This is a genomic window from Saliniradius amylolyticus (assembly GCF_003143555.1).
Classification (GTDB): Bacteria; Pseudomonadota; Gammaproteobacteria; order Enterobacterales; family Alteromonadaceae; genus Saliniradius; species Saliniradius amylolyticus.
The window spans coordinates 2,640,107-2,663,608 of record NZ_CP029347.1 but is presented as its reverse complement, the minus strand read 5'-3'; the positions used below and the strand labels follow the sequence as shown (position 1 = coordinate 2,663,608).

Annotated in this window: 29 protein-coding genes; 15 read left to right on the top strand and 14 right to left on the bottom strand. The window is 51.8% G+C overall.

The window, feature by feature from the left end:
* Position 1 precedes the first annotated feature (1 nt).
* The 10 genes from mgtE to kdsC all read right to left on the bottom strand — a co-directional run bounded on the left by mgtE (position 2) and on the right by kdsC (position 7,220).
* Entirely contained in the window at positions 2-1,360 is a 1,359-nt protein-coding gene (mgtE, locus tag HMF8227_RS12510; protein ID WP_109340494.1) for a magnesium transporter, read from the bottom strand.
* A gap of 77 nt (positions 1,361-1,437) precedes the next feature.
* Complete coding sequence (locus HMF8227_RS12505) at positions 1,438-1,710, bottom strand: HPr family phosphocarrier protein (RefSeq protein WP_109340493.1); 273 nt, start codon at positions 1,708-1,710, stop codon at positions 1,438-1,440.
* Positions 1,700-2,563 (bottom strand): RNase adapter RapZ, encoded by an 864-nt coding sequence (gene rapZ, locus HMF8227_RS12500; RefSeq protein ID WP_109340492.1) that lies wholly within the window; start codon positions 2,561-2,563, stop codon positions 1,700-1,702. The genes HMF8227_RS12505 and rapZ overlap by 11 nt, the downstream gene beginning before the upstream one ends.
* A complete protein-coding gene (gene ptsN / locus HMF8227_RS12495) occupies positions 2,560-3,003 on the bottom strand; it encodes a PTS IIA-like nitrogen regulatory protein PtsN (RefSeq protein ID WP_109340491.1) in 444 nt (147 codons plus the stop codon). Before ptsN ends, rapZ begins: the two co-directional genes overlap by 4 nt.
* A 20-nt stretch (positions 3,004-3,023) precedes the next feature.
* On the bottom strand, positions 3,024-3,311 hold the full coding sequence (gene hpf / locus HMF8227_RS12490; protein ID WP_109340490.1) for a ribosome hibernation promoting factor: 288 nt from the start codon (positions 3,309-3,311) through the stop codon (positions 3,024-3,026).
* A gap of 29 nt (positions 3,312-3,340) precedes the next feature.
* Positions 3,341-4,786, bottom strand: a complete 1,446-nt coding sequence (locus HMF8227_RS12485; RefSeq protein ID WP_109340489.1) for an RNA polymerase factor sigma-54 — start codon at positions 4,784-4,786, stop codon at positions 3,341-3,343.
* A 66-nt stretch (positions 4,787-4,852) separates the two neighbouring features.
* Positions 4,853-5,578, bottom strand: coding sequence for an LPS export ABC transporter ATP-binding protein (gene lptB, locus HMF8227_RS12480; protein WP_109340488.1), 726 nt, complete (start codon positions 5,576-5,578; stop codon positions 4,853-4,855).
* 4 nt (positions 5,579-5,582) lie between these two features.
* A complete protein-coding gene (gene lptA / locus HMF8227_RS12475) occupies positions 5,583-6,137 on the bottom strand; it encodes a lipopolysaccharide transport periplasmic protein LptA (protein ID WP_109340487.1) in 555 nt (184 codons plus the stop codon).
* Positions 6,106-6,669 (bottom strand): LPS export ABC transporter periplasmic protein LptC, encoded by a 564-nt coding sequence (gene lptC / locus HMF8227_RS12470; protein WP_109340486.1) that lies wholly within the window; start codon positions 6,667-6,669, stop codon positions 6,106-6,108. Before lptC ends, lptA begins: the two co-directional genes overlap by 32 nt.
* On the bottom strand, positions 6,666-7,220 hold the full coding sequence (gene kdsC / locus HMF8227_RS12465) for a 3-deoxy-manno-octulosonate-8-phosphatase KdsC (protein WP_109340485.1): 555 nt from the start codon (positions 7,218-7,220) through the stop codon (positions 6,666-6,668). Before kdsC ends, lptC begins: the two co-directional genes overlap by 4 nt.
* Before the next feature lie 272 nt (positions 7,221-7,492).
* Here kdsC and HMF8227_RS12460 point away from each other — a divergent pair, with 272 nt between their 5' ends.
* Genes HMF8227_RS12460 through murA form a run of 7 tightly spaced genes read left to right on the top strand, consistent with a single transcriptional unit; the run spans position 7,493 to position 12,077 of the window.
* On the top strand, positions 7,493-8,290 hold the full coding sequence (locus HMF8227_RS12460; protein ID WP_109340484.1) for an ATP-binding cassette domain-containing protein: 798 nt from the start codon (positions 7,493-7,495) through the stop codon (positions 8,288-8,290).
* Positions 8,290-9,069, top strand: coding sequence for a lipid asymmetry maintenance ABC transporter permease subunit MlaE (gene mlaE / locus HMF8227_RS12455; protein WP_109341110.1), 780 nt, complete (start codon positions 8,290-8,292; stop codon positions 9,067-9,069). Before HMF8227_RS12460 ends, mlaE begins: the two co-directional genes overlap by 1 nt.
* Before the next feature lie 15 nt (positions 9,070-9,084).
* Positions 9,085-9,555 (top strand): outer membrane lipid asymmetry maintenance protein MlaD, encoded by a 471-nt coding sequence (gene mlaD, locus HMF8227_RS12450; RefSeq protein ID WP_109340483.1) that lies wholly within the window; start codon positions 9,085-9,087, stop codon positions 9,553-9,555.
* A gap of 18 nt (positions 9,556-9,573) precedes the next feature.
* Positions 9,574-10,230: an MlaC/ttg2D family ABC transporter substrate-binding protein gene (locus HMF8227_RS12445; RefSeq protein ID WP_109340482.1), complete on the top strand. Its 657-nt coding sequence runs from the start codon at positions 9,574-9,576 to the stop codon at positions 10,228-10,230.
* Positions 10,227-10,523, top strand: a complete 297-nt coding sequence (locus HMF8227_RS12440; protein ID WP_109340481.1) for an STAS domain-containing protein — start codon at positions 10,227-10,229, stop codon at positions 10,521-10,523. The genes HMF8227_RS12445 and HMF8227_RS12440 overlap by 4 nt, the downstream gene beginning before the upstream one ends.
* A gap of 33 nt (positions 10,524-10,556) precedes the next feature.
* A complete protein-coding gene (locus tag HMF8227_RS12435; protein WP_109340480.1) occupies positions 10,557-10,811 on the top strand; it encodes a BolA family protein in 255 nt (84 codons plus the stop codon).
* A gap of 6 nt (positions 10,812-10,817) precedes the next feature.
* The gene (gene murA / locus HMF8227_RS12430) at positions 10,818-12,077 is read left to right on the top strand and encodes a UDP-N-acetylglucosamine 1-carboxyvinyltransferase (RefSeq protein ID WP_109340479.1); all 1,260 of its coding nucleotides are present in this window, start codon (positions 10,818-10,820) and stop codon (positions 12,075-12,077) included.
* Between the two features lie 61 nt (positions 12,078-12,138).
* Here murA and HMF8227_RS12425 read toward each other — a convergent pair whose 3' ends face one another.
* The 3 genes from HMF8227_RS12425 to HMF8227_RS12415 form a co-directional block, all read right to left on the bottom strand.
* Entirely contained in the window at positions 12,139-13,221 is a 1,083-nt protein-coding gene (locus tag HMF8227_RS12425) for a trypsin-like peptidase domain-containing protein (protein ID WP_109340478.1), read from the bottom strand.
* 92 nt (positions 13,222-13,313) lie between these two features.
* A complete protein-coding gene (locus tag HMF8227_RS12420) occupies positions 13,314-14,687 on the bottom strand; it encodes a DegQ family serine endoprotease (RefSeq protein WP_109340477.1) in 1,374 nt (457 codons plus the stop codon).
* An 85-nt stretch (positions 14,688-14,772) separates the two neighbouring features.
* Entirely contained in the window at positions 14,773-15,204 is a 432-nt protein-coding gene (locus HMF8227_RS12415) for a ZapG family protein (protein WP_109340476.1), read from the bottom strand.
* Between the two features lie 189 nt (positions 15,205-15,393).
* Between HMF8227_RS12415 and zapE the strand changes: the two genes are divergently transcribed.
* The 8 genes from zapE to HMF8227_RS12375 all read left to right on the top strand — a co-directional run bounded on the left by zapE (position 15,394) and on the right by HMF8227_RS12375 (position 21,499).
* Positions 15,394-16,488, top strand: coding sequence for a cell division protein ZapE (zapE, locus tag HMF8227_RS12410; protein WP_204101099.1), 1,095 nt, complete (start codon positions 15,394-15,396; stop codon positions 16,486-16,488).
* 193 nt (positions 16,489-16,681) lie between these two features.
* Entirely contained in the window at positions 16,682-17,110 is a 429-nt protein-coding gene (gene rplM / locus HMF8227_RS12405; protein ID WP_109340475.1) for a 50S ribosomal protein L13, read from the top strand.
* 13 nt (positions 17,111-17,123) lie between these two features.
* Positions 17,124-17,516 (top strand): 30S ribosomal protein S9, encoded by a 393-nt coding sequence (rpsI, locus tag HMF8227_RS12400; protein ID WP_109340474.1) that lies wholly within the window; start codon positions 17,124-17,126, stop codon positions 17,514-17,516.
* Between the two features lie 216 nt (positions 17,517-17,732).
* On the top strand, positions 17,733-18,326 hold the full coding sequence (petA, locus tag HMF8227_RS12395) for a ubiquinol-cytochrome c reductase iron-sulfur subunit (protein WP_109340473.1): 594 nt from the start codon (positions 17,733-17,735) through the stop codon (positions 18,324-18,326).
* Complete coding sequence (locus HMF8227_RS12390) at positions 18,326-19,594, top strand: cytochrome b (RefSeq protein WP_109340472.1); 1,269 nt, start codon at positions 18,326-18,328, stop codon at positions 19,592-19,594. The genes petA and HMF8227_RS12390 overlap by 1 nt, the downstream gene beginning before the upstream one ends.
* Positions 19,591-20,325: a cytochrome c1 gene (locus HMF8227_RS12385; RefSeq protein WP_109340471.1), complete on the top strand. Its 735-nt coding sequence runs from the start codon at positions 19,591-19,593 to the stop codon at positions 20,323-20,325. Before HMF8227_RS12390 ends, HMF8227_RS12385 begins: the two co-directional genes overlap by 4 nt.
* A gap of 134 nt (positions 20,326-20,459) precedes the next feature.
* Positions 20,460-21,092, top strand: a complete 633-nt coding sequence (sspA, locus tag HMF8227_RS12380) for a stringent starvation protein SspA (RefSeq protein WP_109340470.1) — start codon at positions 20,460-20,462, stop codon at positions 21,090-21,092.
* Between the two features lie 8 nt (positions 21,093-21,100).
* A complete protein-coding gene (locus HMF8227_RS12375) occupies positions 21,101-21,499 on the top strand; it encodes a ClpXP protease specificity-enhancing factor (protein ID WP_109341108.1) in 399 nt (132 codons plus the stop codon).
* Between the two features lie 63 nt (positions 21,500-21,562).
* On the opposite strand, the gene HMF8227_RS12370 is transcribed toward HMF8227_RS12375, so the two are convergent.
* Entirely contained in the window at positions 21,563-23,461 is a 1,899-nt protein-coding gene (locus HMF8227_RS12370; protein WP_109340469.1) for an alpha/beta hydrolase family protein, read from the bottom strand.
* Positions 23,462-23,502 lie beyond the last annotated feature (41 nt).

The following is a 23,502-nucleotide window of genomic DNA, read 5'->3' as shown; positions in this document are numbered from 1 at the left end:
ATTACATCAGCAGTAAGGTGGCCGTGCCAAGGAAGGCGAAAATGCCCACCACATCAGTGATGGTAGTCAGTATTACGCTGCCGGCCAGAGCAGGGTCGATGTTCATCTTCTTCATGATCAGTGGCAAGGTGGCACCGGCCAGACCGGCGGCGAACATGTTGCACATCATGGCAAAGGCGATGATGCCGCCGAGTACCAGGTCCTGCTTCCACAAGGCGATGACACCGGCGATCAGTACCGCCCAAATCACGCCATTTAAGGCTCCGATAGCCAGCTCCTTGTTAATCAGCCAACGAGCGTTACTGGTGCCCACATGGCCCAGAGCCATACCGCGGATCACCAGGGTTAGGGTTTGATTACCCGCCACCCCGCCCATGCTTGGGACAATGGTGTTGAGGATGGCTAAGACGGCTAACTGACTCAGGGTAGCCTCGAACAGGTCGCTGACCATGGCGGCCATCAGGGCGGTCACCAGATTCACACCCAGCCAGATAGAGCGACGCTGGGTACTTTTTAGCACCGGAGCAAAGGTATCTTCTTCATCATCCAAACCCACCATGCTCATCATGGAGTGTTCGGCTTCTTCGCGGATAATGTCCACGACGTCATCAATGGTGATACGGCCCAGCAGATGGTTATCTTCGTCCACGACCGGTGCCGACACCCAGTTGTACCGTTCGAACAGCTTCGCCACTTCGCCTTCGGGCATATCCGCCGGGATCGTCTCAGGCTCCTCGTTCATAAGCTCTTCGATGGTCATATCCGAGGTGGCGGTAAGCAATCGGGTCAATGGCACAATACCGATAAGCTTGTCATGACGGTTCACCACATAGAAGGCGTCGGTGTCTTTGGGCAGATCACCTTTCAGGCGTAGGTAACGCAATATGACATCGATGGTGACTTCCGGACGCAGGGTGATGGTGTCCGTGTTCATGATGAAACCGGCAGTGTCCTCACCAAAGGACAGGGCCTGCTCGGCCCGTTGCCGATCTTGCTCATCCATGGATTTGAGTACTTCCTGGAAGATGGTATCCGGCAGGCCGCGCAGCAGTTCGGCCAGGTCGTCGGTATCCATGTCTTCCAAAGCGCCGGCCAGTTTCTCCGGCATCATCTGACGGATGATGCCATTACGCACATCCTCGGACAGCTCTTCGAGCACATCACCGTGGAAATCGGGATCGATCAATTGCCAGAGCACGGCCCGAGTCTTGGAAGGAGAAGACTCGAGCAGGAAAGCGACATCGGCGGCAGGCATGTGGTGCAGCATCTTGCGCACATGCACATACATGCCGCTGCTTAAGGCCTCGTTAATGGCCTCTAACTGCTGCGACGAGGATTGAGTTTCAAAGTCCTCTTCCATGCCGTTTTACTGCCTGCAAGCTATTGATTTGACTTATAGTTTAGAGGAAGCGGCGGTTAAGATCAGCAGTTATTTTACTATTCGGACTCGTTGAATCTTTGCTGGATCAGCTGCTCCACCGCAGCCATGGCCGCTTCCGCGTCTTCGCCTTCGCTGATCACCCGTACTTCTTTACCCTGAGAAGACTCCAGCATCATCAGGCCTAACACACTGTTGGCATTGGCTGACTTATCGCCCTGATAAAGAGTGACAGTCGCATCAAACTGGTTCGTTAACTTCGCTAACTGAGTTGCGGCCCGGGCATGAAGGCCCAGTTTATTGATGATGGTGAGTGTTTTTTCAATTTTCATGGGCTTCCTGTCGAGCCAGTTCCCGGTGCCGGATCTGCACATCCGGATGGGTCACCTTAAAGCTGCGCGCCAGGCATTCGGCCACATACACTGAGCGATGCTGGCCACCGGTGCAGCCGATGGCAATAGTCACATAGCTACGGTTATTGCGCTCTAAGTGAGGCAGCCATGTGGCGATCAGGTTCTGTATTTGCCAGATAAACTTGGTGACGATGGTTTCGCCGCCCAGGAAAGCCTCTACTTCAGGGTCTTTTCCGGTCAAAGGCTTAAGGTCGGGTTCCCAGTGGGGATTGGGCAGAAAACGGGCGTCGAAGACATAATCGGCGTCCTTGGGAATACCGTGCTTAAAGCCGAAAGATTCAAACACCAGTACCAACCGTGAGCTTTTCTTGCCCAGAATTCTCTCCCGTACCAGTTCGGCCAGCTGGTGGACAGTTAACTCGCCCGTATCGATATAGAGGTCGGCGCGTTCGGTAATGGGAACTAAGAGATCTTTCTCCGTCTGAATGGCGTCGGTCAGGGATATGCTATTTTTGGATAAGGGGTGCAAGCGCCGGGTTTCGCTAAAGCGTTTTACCAGCACGTCATCGCTGGCATCCAGATAGAGAATGGTCAGTTCCCAACTGGCCGGAAGATAATCCAGAATTTCTACCAAATCATCGGGGTTTTTAGGCAGGTTGCGCACATCGATGGATACGGCTACCTGGTCGTATTCGTCCACCACAGTATGGGTCAGGGTGGGTAGCAGGTTTACTGGAATGTTATCCACGCAGTAGTAGCCCAGATCTTCCAGTGCCCTCAAAACGATAGACTTGCCTGAGCCAGAGCGGCCACTGATGATAATAAGTTTCAAGTAATCGCCTCGTAGAGTTCCTGATCAGAGTGGGCCTGACGCAGCTTTTGCACCACGCCTTTATCGTTCAATCGACTAGCGATGGCGGCCAGAGTCTGCAGATGGCCTTCGGCCTGGTCTTCGGGTACCAGCAGAGCCAGGAAAATATCTACAGGCTTATCATCAACAGCGTCATAACTGATGGGGCTGTCTGTGGTGACCAAAATCGCCAGCACCTTGGTCAGCCCGGACAGACGCCCATGGGGGATGGCGATGCCATTGCCGATGCCGGTACTGCCCATCTTCTCCCGGCAAATCAGGCTGCCGAGGACGTCGTCTTCCTCTAAGCCGGGCAAGTAGTCGACCGCAATATCGCTAATGGTTTGTAGAATTCGTTTCTTACTGGAACCCTGAGTGCGACACAGGGTGCACTCAGGGGGTAAAAGGTCTTTTATGTTCATGTCACACTACATTCGGTTGATTAGTGACGTTTCATTTTTTCCTTGTGCTTTATCACCTGTCGGTCAAGCTTGTCGATCAGGCCATCAATGGCCGCATACATATTGGAGTCGGATGCATCGGCAAACACCTCGCCCCCTTTCAGGTGCAGGGTTGCTTCAGCTTTTTGCGTCAGTTTTTCAACGTTAAGAATAACGTGGACATTATTGATGTGGTCGAAGTGTCGCTCAAGTTTGGTGAACTTACTATCCACATAGTCACGAAGGGCGTCGGTGATGTCAACGTGATGACCAGTAAGGTTGATTTGCATAATGCCTCTTCCTTCTATCGGTGAGTCTGTCAGACCAGACTCTTTCGTTGGTTTGAGGATGGGATCAGTAATGACTCCCGGTATTTTGCGATTGTCCGCCGGGCTACCACAATGCCCTGTTCGGCCAACAATTGCGCAATCTTGCTGTCACTCAATGGTTTGGCAGGGTTTTCTGCTGCCACCAATTTCTTGATCAAGGCCCGAATAGCGGTGGACGAGCATTCGCCGCCGGTCTCTGTGGCCACGTGACTGGAGAAAAAGTACTTAAGCTCAAAGATGCCTCTGGGCGTATGCATGTATTTTTGAGTTGTTACCCGCGAGATGGTGGATTCATGCATGTCCACCATTTCTGCGACATCATTAAGTACCAATGGTTTCATGGCTTCAGGGCCATGTTCGAAGAAGCCTTGCTGATGCTGAACAATACAGCTGGCCACCTTGAGGAGGGTGTCGTTGCGGCTCTCCAGGCTCTTGATAAACCACTTGGCTTCCTGCATGTGGGACTTTATAAACTGGCTGTCGCTAGCGTTTTTGGCATTTCGGCTCATGGCCGCGTATTGCTGATTGACGCTCAGTTTGGGAAGACTGTCGGGGTTTAGCTCTACCACCCAGCGGCCGTTCTTTTTGTTGACGGCGACATCCGGAATCACATATTCGGGCTGATTTTGCACTACGGCACTGGCCGGCCTGGGATTCAAGGTTTGCAGCAGGCGCATCACCTCACGCAGATCATCCTCCTTCAAGCGGGTTTTGCGCATCAGGGTGCGATAGTCCTTACTGCCTAACAGTTCACTGTGCTCAAGAATAATGGCCTTCGCCTGTTCCAGGTAGGGTGTATCGGGCGCAAACTGACTTAGCTGGACCAACAGGCATTCGGGTACGGTGCGGGCGCCAATGCCGACAGGATCGAAACGCTGAATTCGTTTCAGCACGCACTCCACCTCATCCAGATCCACCTCATCATCATTCAGGCTGTCGAGGATGTCTTCGGCAGAGAGGGTCAGGTAGCCGGTATCGTCAATGGCATCGATGATCGCCGTCGCGATACTGGTATCGGTGTCGCTAAAATGGCTCAGGCGCATTTGCCACAGCAAATGGTCCTGAATGCTGTCGCTGGTTTCCCCCTGATAGACGGTATCATCACCGCCCACTGGAGCCGACGAAACGGGGGCAGGCGTAGCACTGTAGTATTCGTCCCAGGTGGTATCCATGGGCAGGTCATCGGGCATCTCCTGACTTTTCAGGGCCTCGTTGGTATCCACGTTGTCGGAGTCTTTTTGCCGACTTTCGGCCTGGTCTTCCAGGCTCTGCTCACCCATACCATCTTCGGCTTCCAATAGCGGGTTTGAATCCAGCGCTTCCTGAATCTCCTGTTGCAGATCCAGCGTTGAGAGCTGCAGCAGGCGAATGGCCTGTTGCAACTGTGGGGTCATAGTCAGTTGTTGGCTGAATTTTAGCTGTAACGACGGCTTCATGGATGATTCGTAATTCCGTAAACCTGTGTATTGTTATGGGGCTATTTTTTCGTTTTTACAGACTAACTATAGCCTGAATTGTTCGCCCAGGTATACATCTCTGACTTGCTTGTTATTCAGTACTTCTTCGGCGCTGCCCTGAGCAATGAGTTCGCCGTGGCTGACAATATAGGCGTTTTCACACACATCCAAAGTTTCGCGCACATTATGGTCGGTAATGAGAACCCCAATCCCTCGGTCTCTGAGGTGATGAATGATCTTCTTGATGTCGCTGACCGAGATAGGGTCCACACCGGCGAAGGGTTCATCCAACAGTATAAATCTGGGGTTGGCGGCCAGGGCGCGGGCTATCTCAACCCGTCGGCGCTCACCGCCGGACAGGCTCATACCCAGACTATTACGAATGTGATTGACGTTAAATTCATCCAGCAGTTCGTCGGCCAGGGCTTCGCGCTGATCTTTATCCAGATCTTTACGGGTCTCGAGGATTGCCATCAGATTCTGGTGTACCGTCAGCTTACGAAAGATGGATGATTCCTGAGGCAAGTAGCCGATGCCTTTGCGCGCTCGCACGTGCATGGGTTCCAGGGTCAGGTCGTCATCGTCGATGCGGATTTGGCCTTTGTTCAGAGGCACCAAGCCGACAATCATATAAAAAGTGGTGGTTTTACCGGCACCATTTGGCCCCAGCAGTCCGACAATTTGGCCGGTGGAGACGCTTAAACTGACATCCCTGACCACCTGACGGTTTTTGTAAGATTTGGCCAAGTTGGCCGCGCTTAACGTAGGCATGGGCTCAAGGTTCCTGTGGCTCTTTCTGGTTTTGGTTGTCGTTACCGGCGGCTTTTTCCTCCGGTTGGAAGACCGTAGTGACCCGCTCTTCACCCTGCTTGCTGCCCTCAGCCAGAAGTTGCTCGGCATCCATGTCAAAGATGATCCTGTCACCCTTGACCATGCTGTTGTCTTGCTGGAACTGGGCCTGGCCTTCCAGAGCGATCTGGCGACCATTGACCCGATACTGGATCCGCTGTGCTGATGCTGAGATGCGACTGCCATCTTCCATAAGCTGGGAGTAGGTTGTGGGGTTGCCTGTGGCAATAAAAACTTCCTTGCCCTTGCCTTCGCTGGCGATCACTTCAACTTCGTCGGCTTGGATCAGCAGTGACCCTTGTTCGATTCGAACATTGTCTTTAAATACTGAAGTTTTGTTTTTGCCGTCCACAAACTGGGAACCGGAGCTCACCTGTATCGGTTGTTGAAAGTCGCCTTCGGTGGCCTGAGCGCCGCCACAAGCCAGTAGGCATAACAACAGGTTGTGTTTAAGGCTGGGTATCATATTGGGTTTGTACATGATCTAATAACTCGAACGCTTTATCGCGGATATCGCCGCTCATACCATTACTTTTAATCTGATAGCTTTCGCCACTGATCAGCACTGGTTGATCAGAGTGCATCAGTTTGTCCTTTAAATCTATCTGCATAAACTCGGTCTCTATACGCCTCACAAAGCTATCCTCTGCGGCATTAGTCACATCCACCTGACCATCCAGTTGCAATCGTTGATCGCTATGCAAAGTGGCCTGTTCGGCCTGAATGTGCCAGGGCTGGGTGAGCTGACCATCATAAAGCCAGTAGTCCGGTTGCTGGAACAGGGTAAAGCCCAGTGCGTCATAGTGCTCCATTTTCTGAGCGTCGATGCGATGGGTTAGCTGCCCACTGGCATCGTAAAGCCGGGTTTGCATACGACTGGCTTCGTAATTGGGACGCAGATAATCCTCCCGAGTTTGCTTAGGGCGGGGACCGGTATCGGTAAACCATCCCAGACTTGCGGTGAGCACAACCAGCAAGAACAGCAGAATAATGCTCAGGCTAATACGACTCATACGCTGCTACCCTGAATCTGATGTAACTGTCCCAAGGCTTGTAGCACCAGGTCGCAGATTTCGCGCACGGCGCCATAGCCTCCCTGGCGCAGGGTAATATAATCGGCTTGCTGTTGAACCAGAGGATGAGCGCCAGGGACGCTGAAACTCAGGCCGCTCAGTTCAAACATGGGCAAATCCGGCATGTCGTCGCCCATACTGGCTACTTGCTCAGGTTGGAGATCCAAGTTGGTAATGAGTTCTCTCAACGCCGCCCCTTTGTTTTCTTCGCCCTGAATAATATGTTCCACGCCGAGCGACTGCATGCGTTGCTGCACCAGCCCGGAGCGGCGACCCGTGATCACCGCCACTACCAAGCCCTGTTTGAGCAGACTCTTAATGCCGTAACCATCCAGAGTATGAAAGCTCTTGAGCTCTTCGCCATTATTGCCCAGATAGATACGGCCATCGGAAAAAATACCGTCCACATCGAAGGCAAGCAGACGTAAATGACGGCACTGTTCCAGTAATTGACTCTCAATGCTTTGATAAGGGGTCTGTATCACTGCCATAAGATCTTGTTACTCCGAAGGCTGCCAAGCGGTCCGGACAAAATGTGAGATAAGTCATTGTCGCAGAAATTGCCGTCCTTGCCTATGTGTTGGCCGTGGTGAATGCCAGTATTGTAAAATGTAAACACTATCGTTTACCATATGGGCGTAATCGATCGTAAAAATCGGATACATCTGGTTACTTTTTGATTTTGTACAACCACATAGAGAACACGTAGAATACCGGCCAGGTGGCAGTTTGGCACAATCGCAGGAAATAAACTGGGCTAACAATGGATGATTTAATCACAATCGAAGATCTCTGCTTTTCCCGCGCCGATCGTCAGATCTATAACAAGGTCTCACTGCGGATTCCGCAGGGCAAAACGACGGCCATCATGGGGCCCAGTGGTATAGGTAAAACCACGCTCCTGAAGCTTATTGGCGGGCAGCTGAAGCCGGACTCCGGCGATATTCTGTTCAGGGGTGAGTCTATTCCGAAAATGGGGCGCAGCCGGTTGTATGAGGTACGCCGGGAAATGAGCATGCTGTTTCAAAGTGGCGCGTTATTTACCGATATGTCGGTGTTCGATAACGTCGCTTTTCCCTTGCGTGAGCACACTGAGTTGTCCGAGTCTTTGATCCGTACCATCGTACTTATGAAGTTACAGGCAGTGGGTCTCCGAGGTGCGATTGATTTTATGCCCAGTGAACTGTCGGGTGGTATGGCTCGTCGGGCGGCTCTGGCCCGGGCGATTGCTCTGGACCCCAGGTTGATTATGTACGATGAGCCTTTCGCGGGGCAGGACCCCATTTCTATGGGCGTCTTGGTGAAGCTGATTAAAGAATTAAACGATGCCCTGGATCTGACCAGCGTGGTGGTCACTCATGATGTGCATGAGGTGATGACTATTGCCGACTATGTGTACATTATGGCTGATAAGAAGATCGTAGGAGAGGGCACGCCTGATCAGATTCGCAACAGTGACTCTGAATTAGTGCAGCAATTTATGCAGGGACAGGCTGACGGGCCGGTCCCCTATCACTATCCGGCACCGGATTTGGAAACTCAGTTGATGGAGCGGCTATGATGGATTGGTTGGCGTCCATAGGGCGCAATACCATAGCGCGGTTGGCGGCGATGGGTCGAGCCACGCAGTTATTAAGTGGGGCAGTATTTGCGCGCCCTCGGCCGATAAAGCATTTTCCGCTGCTGATTAAGCAGATCTATGTGGTGGGTGTACAGTCGCTGCTAATCATCATCGTCTCCGGCGCCTTTATCGGCATGGTGTTGGCACTGCAAGCCTATACTGTATTGGTGGATTATGGCGCCGAACAAAGTCTGGGACCCATGGTGGCCTTATCGCTGCTCAGGGAGTTGGGACCTGTGGTGACGGCATTGTTGTTCGCTGGTCGTGCTGGTTCGGCTTTGGCTGCCGAAATCGGTCTGATGAAGGCCACAGAGCAGTTGAGCAGTTTAGAGATGATGGCCGTAGATCCTTTACGTCGGATTATCGCGCCGCGTTTATGGGCAGGAGTGATCGCCATGCCTCTGTTGGCGCTGATATTCAGTGCGGTGGGTATTCTTGGTGGCCATGCCGTTGGCGTGGAATGGCTCCAGGTGGATGCGGGCAGCTTCTGGTCCATTATGCAGTCGGCGGTGGATCTGCATGACGATATTCTAAATGGCGTCATCAAGAGCGTTGTTTTTGCCTTTGTGGTGACCTGGATTGCCGTCTTTAAAGGCTATGACTCCATCCCCACCTCCGAAGGCATTAGTCAGGCCACCACTCAAACGGTGGTGTATTCGTCACTGGCGGTGCTGGGACTGGATTTTGTGTTAACCGCGTTGATGTTTGGTACAAGTTAATCGCTGAGGAAAGTAATGAACTCAAGGAAAATTGAAATATTCGTGGGGCTGTTTGTGGCGCTGGCAGTGGCGGCAGCGGTTATGCTGGCTCTGAAAGTGGCCGATACCAGTGTTAGCACCGATGGTGAAACTTACACATTAAAAGCCAAGTTCGATAACGTCGGTGGGTTAAAGGTCCGAGCGCCAGTTAAAGTCGGTGGGGTGGTGATCGGCCGGGTTGGTGACATCAGTCTGGACAAGAATAATTTTACCCCGGTCGTTACCATGGTGATCTCGGCCGATTACAACGAGTTTCCAGAGACCAGCTCGGCGTCTATTCTGACTTCTGGTCTGCTGGGCGAGCAATACATCGGCCTGCAGCCCGGTTTCTCATTCGGTGAGGATGACGGCATGCTTGAAGATGGTGACTTTATCGCCGATACGAAATCCGCTTTGGTATTGGAAGAGCTGATCGGCCAATTCCTGTTCAGTCAGGGTAACGACTAATCCGCAGTGGGAGACAGCATGAAACGCTTAATGACGACAACCGGCCTGATTGGAGTGCTACTTTCGATGGTGATGGCCATCAGCCCGGCTCAGGCACAAGATACCGAAAATCCTTATCAGCTTATTCAGGGAGTGGCGGATAAGACGTTTAATCGCATCAAGCAGCAGCGCGATACCATAGAGAGTAACCCCGATCATCTGCGCACCATCGTCGAACAGGAATTGTTACCCTACGTGGACTATAAATTTGCTGCCCTTAAGGTGTTAGGGCGTCACTTTAAATCTGTGCCAAGAGAAAAGTTAGGTGAGTACATTAAGGTGTTTCGCGAATATCTTGTGACGACTTATGCTCTGGCCATGGCTCAGTATGATGAGCAGGAAGTCGTGTTTCAGCAGGGTATGCAATACGATGGCGAAAAGGTCGTGACCGTGCGCGCGCTGGTGAAAGAAGATGGACGACCTGATATCAAGATTGCCTTCAAGGTCCGTAAAGACAGCCAGACCGAGCAATGGAAAGCTTACGACATGGTGGCCGAAGGCATCAGCATGCTCTCCAGTAAGCAAAGTGAAATGGAGCCTCTTTTACGCCAGGAAGGTATTGAAGCCGTGATGGCTAAGATGCGCGAGAAAAACGAGCAGGACATTAACCTGAAGCGAGAGGGCAGCAAGGAATGAGTCAGGTAGAGCTGGTGGAGCAGGGCGAGGGGCAATTCCAGCTCAAGGGGCAACTGAATCGGGACACGGTGGTCAGTTTGCCTGCCTCGCCGGAGGCGTTTTGGCAGCAAGACTCAGTCAGTATCGATCTGGGTGCTCTGGAGCATACGGATACTGCCGGACTGGCCTGGTTACTGGCGTTGGTGGCGGAGAGTCGAGAGCAGAAAACCGAGCTGACCTATCAATCTGTGCCCGAACTCTTGCTAAAACTGGCAAAAATCAGCGACGTAGACCGCCTTTTACCGTTACAATAGGCCGCACCATTAATCAATCTCTGCCATTATTCTATGCATGATCAGATAAAAGCATTACTGAATGAGGCTCTGACGCTGGATGAAGTCCATGTGTCCGGTGAAGGTGCCACCTTTCAGGTTATCGCCGTTGGTAATGTCTTCGACGGTGTCTCCCGAGTTAAGAAGCAACAACTGGTATACAAGCCCCTGTCAGCGTTGATCGCCGACGGCAGCATTCATGCCCTGACCATCAAGGCGTTTACTCCCGAACAATGGCAGCGTGAACGCAAGCTGTTAATGCCGGAGTAGCTGTTGATGGAAAAATTATCGATAACCGGCAACGGCCCTCTGTCAGGTGATGTCACTATATCAGGGGCGAAGAACGCCGCCTTACCATTGCTGATTGCCAGCCTGCTAACAGACCAGCCCTGTATCTTTTCCAATGTGCCCTCTCTGAGAGATGTAAAAACCAGTTTGGCTTTATTGGAACAGCTGGGAGCCAAGGTTGCATTTGAGAAGGGACAAGCAAAGATCGACGCCTCTGGCGTGGACAACCTGGTAGCCCCTTACGAGCTGGTTAAAACCATGCGGGCCTCAATTCTGGTATTGGGTCCCATGCTGGCCAAATTCGGCCAGGCTCAGGTCTCGCTGCCCGGAGGGTGCGCCATTGGGGCTCGCCCGGTCAATCTGCATTTGACTGGTTTGGAGCAGCTTGGTGCGAAGATCGAGGTTGAAGCCGGTTATATTACGGCATCAGTGGATGGTCGCCTGAAAGGCGCCAACATCTTCATGGATCTGGTGTCTGTGGGAGCCACGGAGAACCTGATGATGGCGGCGGTGCTTGCAGAAGGCACAACCACCATTGAAAACGCCGCCCGTGAGCCTGAAATTGTCGATCTGGCCAACTGCCTGAATGCCATGGGCGCCAAGGTGAGTGGGGCGGGAAGCGATAAGATCATCATCGAAGGCGTGGCCAAACTGTCTGGTTGTCAGCATGCCGTATTGCCCGATCGAATCGAAACGGGCACATTCCTGGTAGCCGCTGCGGCCACCAGAGGTCATATTCGTTGTCTTAATGCCGCGCCCCGTACACTGGAAGCGGTGATCAGTAAGCTGCGAGAGGCAGGAGCACAGGTGGATACCGGCGATGACTGGATCGAGCTCAATATGGCAGATCGTCAACCAAAGGCCGTCAATATTCGCACGGCTCCGCATCCAGGATTTCCGACTGATATGCAGGCCCAATTTGTCGCCTTAAACTGTGTGGCCAATGGCACGGGAGTGGTGGCCGAAACCATCTTCGAGAATCGCTTTATGCATGTGCCGGAGTTACATCGCATGGGTGCCGACATTGAGCTTGAGGCTAACAGTGCGGTCTGCAAAGGCAATTCTAAGCTTAAGGGAGCGCAGGTCATGGCGACCGATTTAAGAGCGTCGGCTAGCCTAGTGATCGCCGGCTTGGTGGCCCGAGGGGAAACCATTGTCGATCGTATCTATCATCTGGATCGCGGCTATGAGCAGATCGAAGTTAAGCTTGGGGGCTTGGGTGCCAAGATTCGGCGCATTAAAGAATAGCCTGGAGTTCCGCTAAGTACTGACGAACAAGTTCAAAAAGAGCCGCTTCAAGCGGCTTTTTTTAACCGCTCTGTAATTCGGCGATGGTGACCGCAACCTTATGGGTGCTCCCGCCTCTTAGTAACTCAAACTCAACCTCTGTGCCCGGCTGAGTTTCTGCTACCTGGTCCATGGCGCTGTGAGCGCTCTCAATGGGTTGATTGTTGAGCTTTAGCAGAATATCTTCGGGGCGAAGTCCGCCTTGAGCGGCCGGGCCGGTGGGATCCACGCCGGTGACCAGAATGCCCGGTTGGCCCGGAACCTCTTCGGCACCGATGCCCAGATAGCCACGGATCACCCGACCATGGGCGATAATATCGTCCATCACCCGTTTGGCTAGCTCATAAGGCACCGCAAAGAATATCCCGGCCACATCCTTCACCCGACGGTGGCTGTCTAAGGTTTTAAAGTTGGCGTTATTAATGCCCACCAAGGTGCCATTGCTGTCCACCAGGGCACCGCCCGAGTTACCCTCGTTTAACACTGCATCCATCTGAATGAAATCCGCATAATTACTGCCAAGATAATTGCTCAGTCCCGCGCGACCGGTGGCACTGACGATGCCTTGAGTAATGGTTTGTCCCAGGTTGTAGGGGTTACCGATGGCGAGCACGACATCGCCCACTTTTGTATTTTGAGTCGGTTGCTGCGGAATCACCGGCAGGTTTTGAGCGTCGATCTTCAGCACTGCCAGATCGGTATGCGGATCCTGGCCGACCTGCTGGGCCTCCAGAATCTGGCCATCCTGGAGCATGACATGAATACGTTCGGCGTTTTGGATGACATGGTAACAGGTCAGGATATGACCGGTTTCGGTCATGATTACACCGGATCCCAGACTGGTTCTTTCTACCGCCTGTCGACGAAACAACAGCGATCGGTTGTCGTAACTGGTACTGTATATATTCACTACCGCCGGGGCTGACGCATTGATGGCGTTGTGAAAGCTCATCGGTGCCGGATTTGGGTTCTGGCGATCGAATAAGTTCAGACTCAGGCCAGAGTTTTGTCGCAGATCGGGGATCAGTATCAATAGCACTGCGGCGACGACGAATCCCAATAGCACGGCTTTGACGAGGAAATAGCCCCAGGTTCTCTGACTCACAATGATTATCTGCGCTTAAACTAAAAGTGTGCTGAGGATAGCATTCAGAGGCATAAGATGACAGCGGGCAGGGCCCGCTGTCTGATAGAGGGTTAACGAATAACCAGATACAGAGATTTTCGTCCCCGTTTGACATTCAGAGCCACCACACCCTCATGATCTTTGAGGTAGTTGCGCAGTGCGGCTACGCTCTCCACTCGCTGGCGATTCAGGCCGACGATCACATCGCCTTCTTTCAGCCCGAGCTGGGCAGCCGGTGAGCGCGGTGCTAACTCGGAGACCTCGACACCGGCCAGGCCTTGCTCGGTTTCTCCATCCGCAAAAGTGGCGCCTTCCAACAAAGGATGCAATTGACGAGCGGCCACATCCTGAGCGGCGAACTCATCCAGGACTACCTTAACCTTGCGTGTTTCGCCTTCTCGTAGCAAAGTCAGTTCAACCTCGGTACCGGCACCCAGTGTGCCTATCTTGGCTCGAAGCTCGGTGAAAGAACGGATGTCTTTGCCATCCACTGAGGTGATGATATCTCCGGCCTGAATGCCACCTTTCTCAGCCGCAGAATCTGGGCTCACCTCACGCACGAAGGCGCCCTGATTAATACCGATATTCATGGCCTGGGCCAGGTCAGAATCCAGATTACCGCCAATGATGCCCAGTAGACCACGGCGTACTTCACCATATTGAACAATTTGGTCGACCAGATTCTTCATCATGGTGGAGGGAATCGCAAAACCAATGCCCACGTTGCCGCCATTGGGACCATAGATGGCAGTATTGATGCCGATTAGCTCACCATTGAGGTTGACCAGAGCACCGCCAGAATTGCCGCGATTGATGGCGGCATCAGTCTGAATAAAGTCTTCGTAGCTACCATTACCAACAATGTTCAGGTTGGTGCGTCCCAACGCGCTGACAATGCCGGAAGTGACGGTTTGATTCAGACCGAACGGATTGCCGATGGCCACCACAAAATCCCCCACACGCAGTTTATCGGAGTCCGCTACGGTAACCGCAGTCAGGTTGTCGGCATCCACCTGCAGCAGCGCGATATCGCTGCGTTCATCGGAGCCAATTTTCTTCGCTTCCAGTTCACGCCCGTCGGTGAGTTTCACCACGATTTCATCGGCGTTATCCACCACATGATTGTTGGTGACCACATAGCCTTTTTCGGCGTCGATGATCACCCCTGAGCCTAACCCTCGGAACGGACGTTCCTGGCGCTGCTCGTCAGGCATGTTGGGACCGAAGAAAAATTTAAACATCTCGGGAATTTGCTGCCGGGACACCTGAGTGCCTTTAACCGAGATGCTCACTACCGCTGGGGTAATCTCTTCCAGCATGGGCGCCAGCGAAGGAACCTGCTTTTCGTCTTCACCAAAAAACGGCAGCGCAGCATGGCTGCTCAAAGTAATGCCAGACAATATCAGCAGGCTCATGGCCAGGAATCGTATTGCGGGGCTTTTCATGCTTATTGCTCCTGAAATCAATTGGTTAACAGCTAATTGCTCAACAACAGACTCAGACAAAGATGAAAAAGTTCAGCCTGAGCGTTTAACTCTGGTTTGTTTGCTTGTTTTTTGAACCGCTGAACAGACCACTGCCATCATTCGCATAGTCTTGCGGCTGCGCCCCGGTAGGCTTGGGCGCATATTCTTTATGAGGGCGCTGGTGTCGCAGGTAAGCAGAGGCCTGATCGCCAAAGAAGTTCAGTTTGGGCGCGCTGTCGTCTTCCTGAGGTTGAAGCAGGCTTTCATAGTGTTGTAACTCCTGGCGTAGATGCTGGCTTTGAGTGTCAATGGTATCCAGGATCTGACGGCACTCACCGATATGAGCATCGGCCTGCTCAAAGAGCACCTGTTTGATGGTTTGCTCAATTTGCTGCTGCGAGGCAGCGCCGTTATGTTTACGGTGTAAAAAACGACCTACGAAAAAGCCGATCACCACACCACAAGCCAATAGTAATAATCCGACGAGCCAATCCATAAATACTCCAAACACACAAAATCTATGACTGCCAGGTTGGTCATTACCTTAACCCGGCTATTGAGCCCTGAAAGATTTTCAGGGAAGGGTCTCATATTGGTATGATACCTGCGAAGCATACTATGCGGCCAATTTATTTTGCTTCAAGTCCGACCAAAGAATGACAAGAGAGTAATGCTGATGCAGTCCATGACCCCGTGGCAAAAATATCAACAGGACCTGACACAGGATAGCTTTGTTTATGACAAAGCGCAGGAGCAAGCGGTCAAACACTTGCAGCGGTTATATGATGACTTGGTGGCCGAAGAGCATAACCCCGGGTTGCTGAGTAAGCTGAAGTTTGTGTTTTCAGGCCAGTCCCGTAATCGCATTAAGGGTCTGTACTTCTGGGGAGGGGTCGGGCGTGGTAAAACCTATCTGGTGGATACCTTCTACGAATGCCTGCCGCTGAGCCGCAAGATGCGCATTCACTTTCACCGGTTTATGCACCGGGTTCATAATGAAATGAAGGCGCTGTCCGGCGCGCAGGACCCGCTTAAAACGGTCGCGGCCAAATTGGCCGACGAAGCGCGGGTCATCTGTTTCGATGAGTTTTTTGTATCCGATATTACCGATGCCATGATTCTGGGGACGCTGTTTGAGTATCTGTTCAGCCATAATGTGGTGTTGGTGGCAACGTCCAATATTGTGCCCGATGATCTATACCGTAATGGTCTTCAGCGCGCGCGCTTCTTACCCGCTATTGACCTTATCAACCAACACACTGAGGTGGTGAATGTGGATAGCGGGGTTGATTACCGTCTGCGAACGCTGGAGCAGGCGGAGATATACCATTACCCATTGGATGAGACGGCGACCACCAACCTATACCGCTACTTTGACGAACTGGCACCGGAAGCCGGGCATGAGGGAAAGGCGATTACCATAGAGAACCGACGCATCCAGACGTTGAAAGAAGCGGACGGGGTTTTGATGGCGGAATTTAAAGCCCTTTGTGACGGGCCGCGCAGTCAGACCGACTATATGGAGCTCAGCCGGATATATCATTCGGTATTGGTGGCGAACGTCACCCAGATGGGCCAGGGTACGGATGACATCGCCCGGCGTTTTATCGCCATGGTGGATGAGTTTTACGAGCGTCAGGTGAAGTTGATTTTGTCGGCCGATGTGCCGATGGAAGCACTCTATACAGACGGGCAGTTGAGCTTTGAGTTTCGCCGTTGTCTTAGCCGGTTAAAAGAGATGCAGTCTCACGATTATCTGGCCCGGGAGCACTTGCCCTGATAGCACTTAAGAAGTGGTTAAAATTTACCCTCGCCTTTTAAGTGAACTTCTGTATAATGCCCGCCCTGCCCAGTTACATAGGCTTACAAGGACGGTAAGACACGCCGATCCATTCGAAGGGATGGCGCTCGGTGACAGTAGATTAAACCTTGAGTTTAATTTGGGTAACTAACTGAATTTTTGGGTAAAAGTAATGAAAACTTTTGTTGCAAAGCCAGAAACTGTGAAACGTGACTGGTACGTTATCGACGCGACCGACAAGACGTTGGGACGCCTCTCTACCGAGATCGCTCGTCGTCTGCGCGGTAAGCATAAGCCAGAATACACCCCTCACGTCGATACCGGCGATTACATTGTTGTGATCAATGCCGAGAAAGTACGTGTGACCGGTAATAAATTCTGGGATAAGAAGTATTACTCATACACCGGTTATGCTGGTGGCTTGAAAGAAACTACTTTCGAAAAGCTGCAAGCAGAAAAACCTGAGCAGATCATCGAAAAAGCGGTAAAAGGCATGTTGCCAAAAGGTCCTCTGGGCCGCGCTATGTATCGCAAGATGAAAGTATACGCTGGTTCTGAGCATCAACATGCCGCTCAGCAACCTCAGGTTTTAGAATTATAAGGGAGCATGAGTAATGGCTGATAATCAATACTACGGCACCGGTCGCCGCAAAAGCTCCACTGCTCGCGTATTCTTGCGCCCTGGTAGTGGCAAAATCACAGTAAACAAGCGCTCTTTGGAAGAGTTCTTCGGTCGTGACACTAACCGCATGGTAGTGCGCCAGCCTCTTGAGCTGGTAGAAATGACCGATAAGTTTGACCTGTACATCACCGTTTCTGGCGGTGGTACAAATGGTCAGGCGGGCGCCATTCGCCACGGTATCACCCGTGCGCTGATGGAATACGATGAAAGCCTGCGCGGTGATCTGCGTAAAGCTGGTTTCGTTACCCGTGATGCTCGTCAGGTTGAACGTAAGAAGGTGGGTCTGCACAAAGCACGTCGCCGTCCTCAGTTCTCCAAGCGTTAATTTCTGCGTTTTCGAACGACAAAACCCGGCCTTTGGCCGGGTTTTTTTATATAAATGTCATTTTCCTGCCTTTTCTCCATCATTTCCTTGTCTTTGAAAGGGCTTTTCTTTTATCATTTCCGGTCAAAACTAAAACCTTAGTTTTCCTGCCAGTTTTACGACCTTGGGTTGTAACAGAGCGGAAATGCACGAAATCCAACCTTTGGAGAAAAGTGGATGAGCAATGCGCCAGTAAATAGTAGTCGGCGCCGCTTTCTGACTATCGCCACCTCGGTGGTCGGCGGTGTCGGGGTAGTCGGTGCGGCCGTACCTTTTATTGCTTCCTGGAACCCCAGTGCCCGGGCGAAAGCCGCCGGTGCGGATGTGGAAGTGGATATCAGTAAAATGCAGCCCGGTCAGCTTTTGCGCGTCGAATGGCGCAGTAAGCCAGTATGGATTGTCAGACGCACGCCCGAACTATTGGACGCGCTGAAACAGCACGAAGACCAGTTGAAGGACCCGAATTCGGAAGAGCCTCAGCAGCCTGAGTTTGCCAAAAACTATCACCGAGCGCTAAAGCCTGAGTATCTGGTCACCGTGGGAATTTGTACCCACCTGGGTTGCTCACCACAGCATAAGAAAAATGGTGCCTTCGAAGAGAATGTCGAAGGGGTAAAAGACGGCTTCTTCTGCCCCTGTCACGGCTCCAAATTTGATATGGCCGGTCGGGTTTTCAGTGGCGTACCTGCTCCGCTTAACCTGCAAATCCCGCCCTATCAGTTTATTGATGACAACACCATTCTGGTTGGTTCTTCAGAGGGAGCGGCATAATGAGTCAAGGTATTCTCAATTGGATTGAAAAGCGCATCCCGATGATGCGAGTGGCGAAAATGCACGCCATTGAGTATCCCGCACCTAAGAATATGAACTTCTGGTATGTGTTCGGGTTTCTGGCCACCATCGTATTGATCAACCAGATCGTTACCGGTATCTGGCTGACCATGAGCTTTGTGCCTTCGGCGGAAGGCGCTTTCGCCTCGGTCGAGTACATCATGCGTGAAGTCGATTACGGCTACATCATCCGGTACATGCATTCCACGGGCGCCTCTGCGTTCTTTATCGTGGTGTATATGCACATGTTCCGCGGCATGATTTATGGGTCCTATCAGAAGCCCCGGGAGCTCATCTGGCTGTTCGGTATGTTCATCTATCTGGCGCTGATGGCTGAGGCTTTCATGGGCTATGTATTGCCATGGGGCCAAATGTCCTATTGGGGCGCGCAGGTGATTGTCTCCCTGTTTGGTGCCATTCCGGTTATCGGTGAAGACCTGACCGTATGGATCCAGGGCGACTACGTGATTTCCGGTGCGACACTCAACCGCTTCTTTGCACTGCACGTTATCGCGTTGCCGTTGGTGCTGGTTATCCTGGTCTTTCTGCACATCGTGGCCCTGCACGAAGTGGGTTCGAATAACCCGGATGGTGTGGATGTGAAGCGACCTAAAGGCTCTGTCGCTGAAGAGGACAAAACGCCGTATAAGATGCACGAGTACTACACTAAAAAGTACGACATCATCAACGACGTGGTACCGTTCTTCCCGCATATCGTGCTGAAAGACTTGGTGGCGTTCTGCTTCTTCCTGGCCGCTTTTGCCTATGTCATGTTCTTTAACCCAGAGATGGGAGGCTACTTCCTGGAGGCGCCGAACTTTGAACAGGCCAACCCACTGAAGACTCCTGAGCACATCTTCCCGGTATGGTATTTCACGCCATTCTACGCCATCTTGAAGGCGGTTCCGGATAAGCTGTTTGGTGTTATTGCCATGTTTGCAGCGATCGCCTTGCTGGCATTGCTGCCTTGGATTGACCGCGGAAAGGTTCGCTCCTGGCGCTATCGTTGTGGTCTGCACAAGTACAACTTATTGATGTTTGCCGTTGTATTTATCTTCCTTGGATATTTAGGTGGCACGCCTCAACAGGATTGGAAAGTTATTGCTTCGCAAATTTGTACCTTCCTGTACTTCGGCTTCTTTGCCCTGCTGTGGTTATACAGTAAGAATGAGAAAACTAAGCCATTGCCAGAGAGGGTGACAAAATGAAAAAACTGATCGCGATTTTAGGATTTGTATTACCGTCATTGTCGATGGCTGCGGGAAGTAACTACCCGCTCGATGAAGCCAACTATGACTTGACCGATAAGGCGTCATTACAACGCGGTGCTCAGATATTCATGAATTACTGTCTGGGCTGCCATCAAAATCAGTATCAGCGTTACAGCCGTACGTTTAATGACCTGGGCATCCCGGAAGAGTTGGGTGAAAAACACCTGCAGTTTACCGGTGAAAAGGTAACCGATTATATCACCAGCGCCATGCCTCAGGAGGGCGCAGGTGAATGGTTTGGTAATCCACCACCGGATCTGACTCTGGTAGCTCGTGTGCGCGGTGCCGACTGGCTGTATACCTATTTGCGTTCCTTTTACGCGGATGACAGTCGCCCATTTGGTGTGAATAACAAGGTATTCCCCGATGTGGGCATGCCGCATGTACTGGAAGAACTGCAAGGTGTACCCAGAGAAACCTACGAAGAACGTATGGTGGATGGGGAAATGAAAGAGGTGTACGTGGGCATTAAGTCTGACGGCACCGGCACACTCAGTCCCAGTGAATATGACCAGGCGGTTTTGGACCTGGTCAACTACCTGGTTTACACCGGTGAACCCTCCCGTCTGGAGGCCGAAAGCATCGGCCGCTGGGTGCTGATCTTCGCATTGGTGCTGGGTATTTTCGTATACCTGCTTAAAAAGGAATACTGGCGCGAAGTGAAGTAGCCAGTTTCAAACCATAACCGTAGGGGCAGTGTGATCTCATACTGCCCCTTTTTGCCCTTAATCTGGGCATGCATACACCGAGGCAGGCTGACGTTTGCCTCGATTCTAGGCCCTAGGCTTTTGGAGGAAATTGAATGGCCGTTGCCACCAACAAACGCTCAATTATGACGTTGTTCTCAGACAACCTGGACATCTACAGCCATCAGGTGCGCATTGTGCTTGCGGAAAAAGGCGTTGGTGTAGAGATAAACTTTGCCGACCTGAACAATCTGCCGGAAGATTTATTGGATTTAAACCCCTATGCGTCATTGCCGACCTTAGTGGACAGAGAATTAGTGCTCTATCATGCCCATATCATCATGGAATATCTTGACGAGCGCTTCCCGCACCCGCCATTAATGCCGGTTTACCCCGTGTCCCGTGGTCAAAGTCGTCTGATGATGCATCGTATCGAGAAGGACTGGTACAGCCTGGCAGAAGCCATCCTTAAGGGCGAAGGCAATGTTGATAAGGCGCGCAATGAGCTGCGTGAAGGGATCCTTGCCTTGGCGCCATTGTTTGCCGATAACCCGTATTTTATGAGCGAAGAATTCAGCCTGGTGGATTGTTATCTGGCACCGCTGTTGTGGCGTCTTCCTGCTCTGGGTATTGAACTGACCGGCGCAGGCAGCAAGGAAGTCAAAGACTATATGAATCGGGTGTTTGAGCGTAATTCCTTTAAGGCGTCCCTGACCGACCAGGAACGTGAAATCCACAATCCTTTGTAATGAGTGATATGACCTCCAACAAGCCCTATCTGCTGCGGGCGTTTTACGATTGGATCGTGGATAATGATCTGACTCCTTATATCGTCGTAGATGCGACGATGGAGGGGACTCAGGTTCCTCATGAGCACGTACAGGACGGGCAGATAGTTCTGAACATCTCGCCAACGGCGTGCGGCAAGCTCCAAATGGAAAATGTGGATATCAGCTTCGAGGCTCGGTTTGGTGGTATGGCTCGGCATTTAATTGTGCCTGTACAGGCGGTGCTGGCCATCTACGCCCGTGAAAATGGTGCCGGTACCATCTTCTCCCCGGAAGAAGATGGCGATCCGCCACCGGAGCCGCCAACACCGGAACCCACACCACCAGAGCCACCCAAAGGGCGGCCGAATCTGAAAGTGGTGAAGTAATTAATCCATGCACAAAAAAAGGCGCCATCGAGGCGCCTTTTTCGTATCAACAGGGTCTGGCTATCAGAAGCATTTGTTTTCAAGCCAGTCCAGCATTGAGGAATAGAACTCTTTCTTGTGGTTGTAATACAAGGTGTTGGAGAAGTGATCCGCCCCTTCCAGCTCAACATACTTGTAGTCTTTGTTGTGCTCTTCTAGCTCTTCGACAAACAGCCTGCTGTGCTCAACCGGAACGCGCTGGTCTATGTCACCGTGGACAACCATAATTGGCACATTGACTTTTTCCACCTGATCCAGCGGTGAAACACCGGAAATGGTGGGGCGTTGAAGCTCTCTTAAGTAAATACTTTCGTGCAGGGTTGCATTGATGCGCGCAAGATCACTGACACCGGCACCGGCGATGGTGCACTGATAAATATTGTTCTCACGCATTGAGCCGACAAACGCCGAATAGCCGCCGTAACTCCAGCCAAACATAGCCAGACGCTCGGGATCCGCAAGACCTTTCTCAATCAGAAACTGCGCGCCTTGATCCATGTCGTCCTGCATCTTCTGACCCCACTCGTTATCACCCGCTATCCAGTGGTCGAGCCCAAAGCCTTCAGAGCCGCGGAATTGTGGCTGAATGACCAGATAACCATGGTGAGCCAGAAGCTGGGACCACTCGTCATAAATCACGATGTCCCTGGCCCAGGGGCCACCGTGAGGCATGACCACAGTCGGGTAGGGCTTCTCTCCGCGAGAGGGGATCGTAACGTACGCGGGGATTTTTAACCCATCTTTGGCCTTATAGCTGATGTACTTCACATCAGACAGGTGTTGAGGCTCGATCAGAGGAAAGACTTCTCCAATTTTATTGAGCGACTTCTTATCCTTTAGCAGGTAATAGGTACCTGCATCATGGTCCGAGAGGGTCTTGATAACGATTTCATTGTCATCTTCTGAACGACTAACAGTGCGTACAAACTTATCCTCAAATAAGGCCTCTATCGACTCCTGTAAGGCCTGTTCATTAGGATCTGTCCAATACACGTCAGGGTGTTTGGTTGTAAAGCGGAAGCCTTGTAATGTCCCTAGGTCTTCTTCTTTGCTACTGAGTACAACGCCGTCGGCATCCACCGATTTCAGACCAAACAGCCGCTCGGAGTACTCACCGGTTTTGATATCGTACAGATAGATACCGGCTTTATCCTGACCTAAGGTTGCCTTTACATAAACCTTGGTTGGCTCTTCCTTAGAAAAATAGAGGAAATCAAAGACTTCTCGCTTTTTGGGGGAGATGCTTTTAACTTTGACCCAGTCGTCTTCAGTCGAGGCGCGTGCGTACAAGTCAATGGTGGTATCAGCAGCGTTGAAGCCACGTGCTGCGCGTATTTCACCGTCGCTATCCGGGATAAAGCCGCCGCTGATTTGAGTGTTACCACGCAGAACAGTGCGGCTGCGACCGTTATTGATATTGAAACGAACAACATCGGGAATGCGGTTATTGTTGACGTCGTACTCGAGCAATACTTCGTCATCGTCACCGGGCAGAGCGCTTAACAGTGAAAAGCTCGCCTGGTTGTCACTCCTAAACGGGACCAGCCAGTCGCCTTTGCCGTCAGCGCTGACGATAGCGTACTTATTAACCCAATAGTTTTTATTGCCGTCCTGAATGTTCTGACGAAAACCGACGCCCAGCTTTTCATTGTTGAGCCACTGAAAAGACGTGATCTCCATTCTGTCAGCACCCAGTCGAACGGGCTTGGCTTTCAGATCGCGGATCTTATGTACTTCAATGATGTAATCGCCGTTCTTATTGGTTGCCCTTAACATGGCTAAGTGCTCTCCGTCTCTGGAGACACTGACCTGCTTTATTGCAGGAAGCATGGCGAAGGCATCTAACGGCAGCGTTTCTTTTGCCGAGGCGAACAGCGACACCAGGCCCAAAAGAGTAAGAGAAACTAATTTGCTACATTTCATTACTGGCTCTCTTATTGTTGTATAAAAAAATAGCACCAACT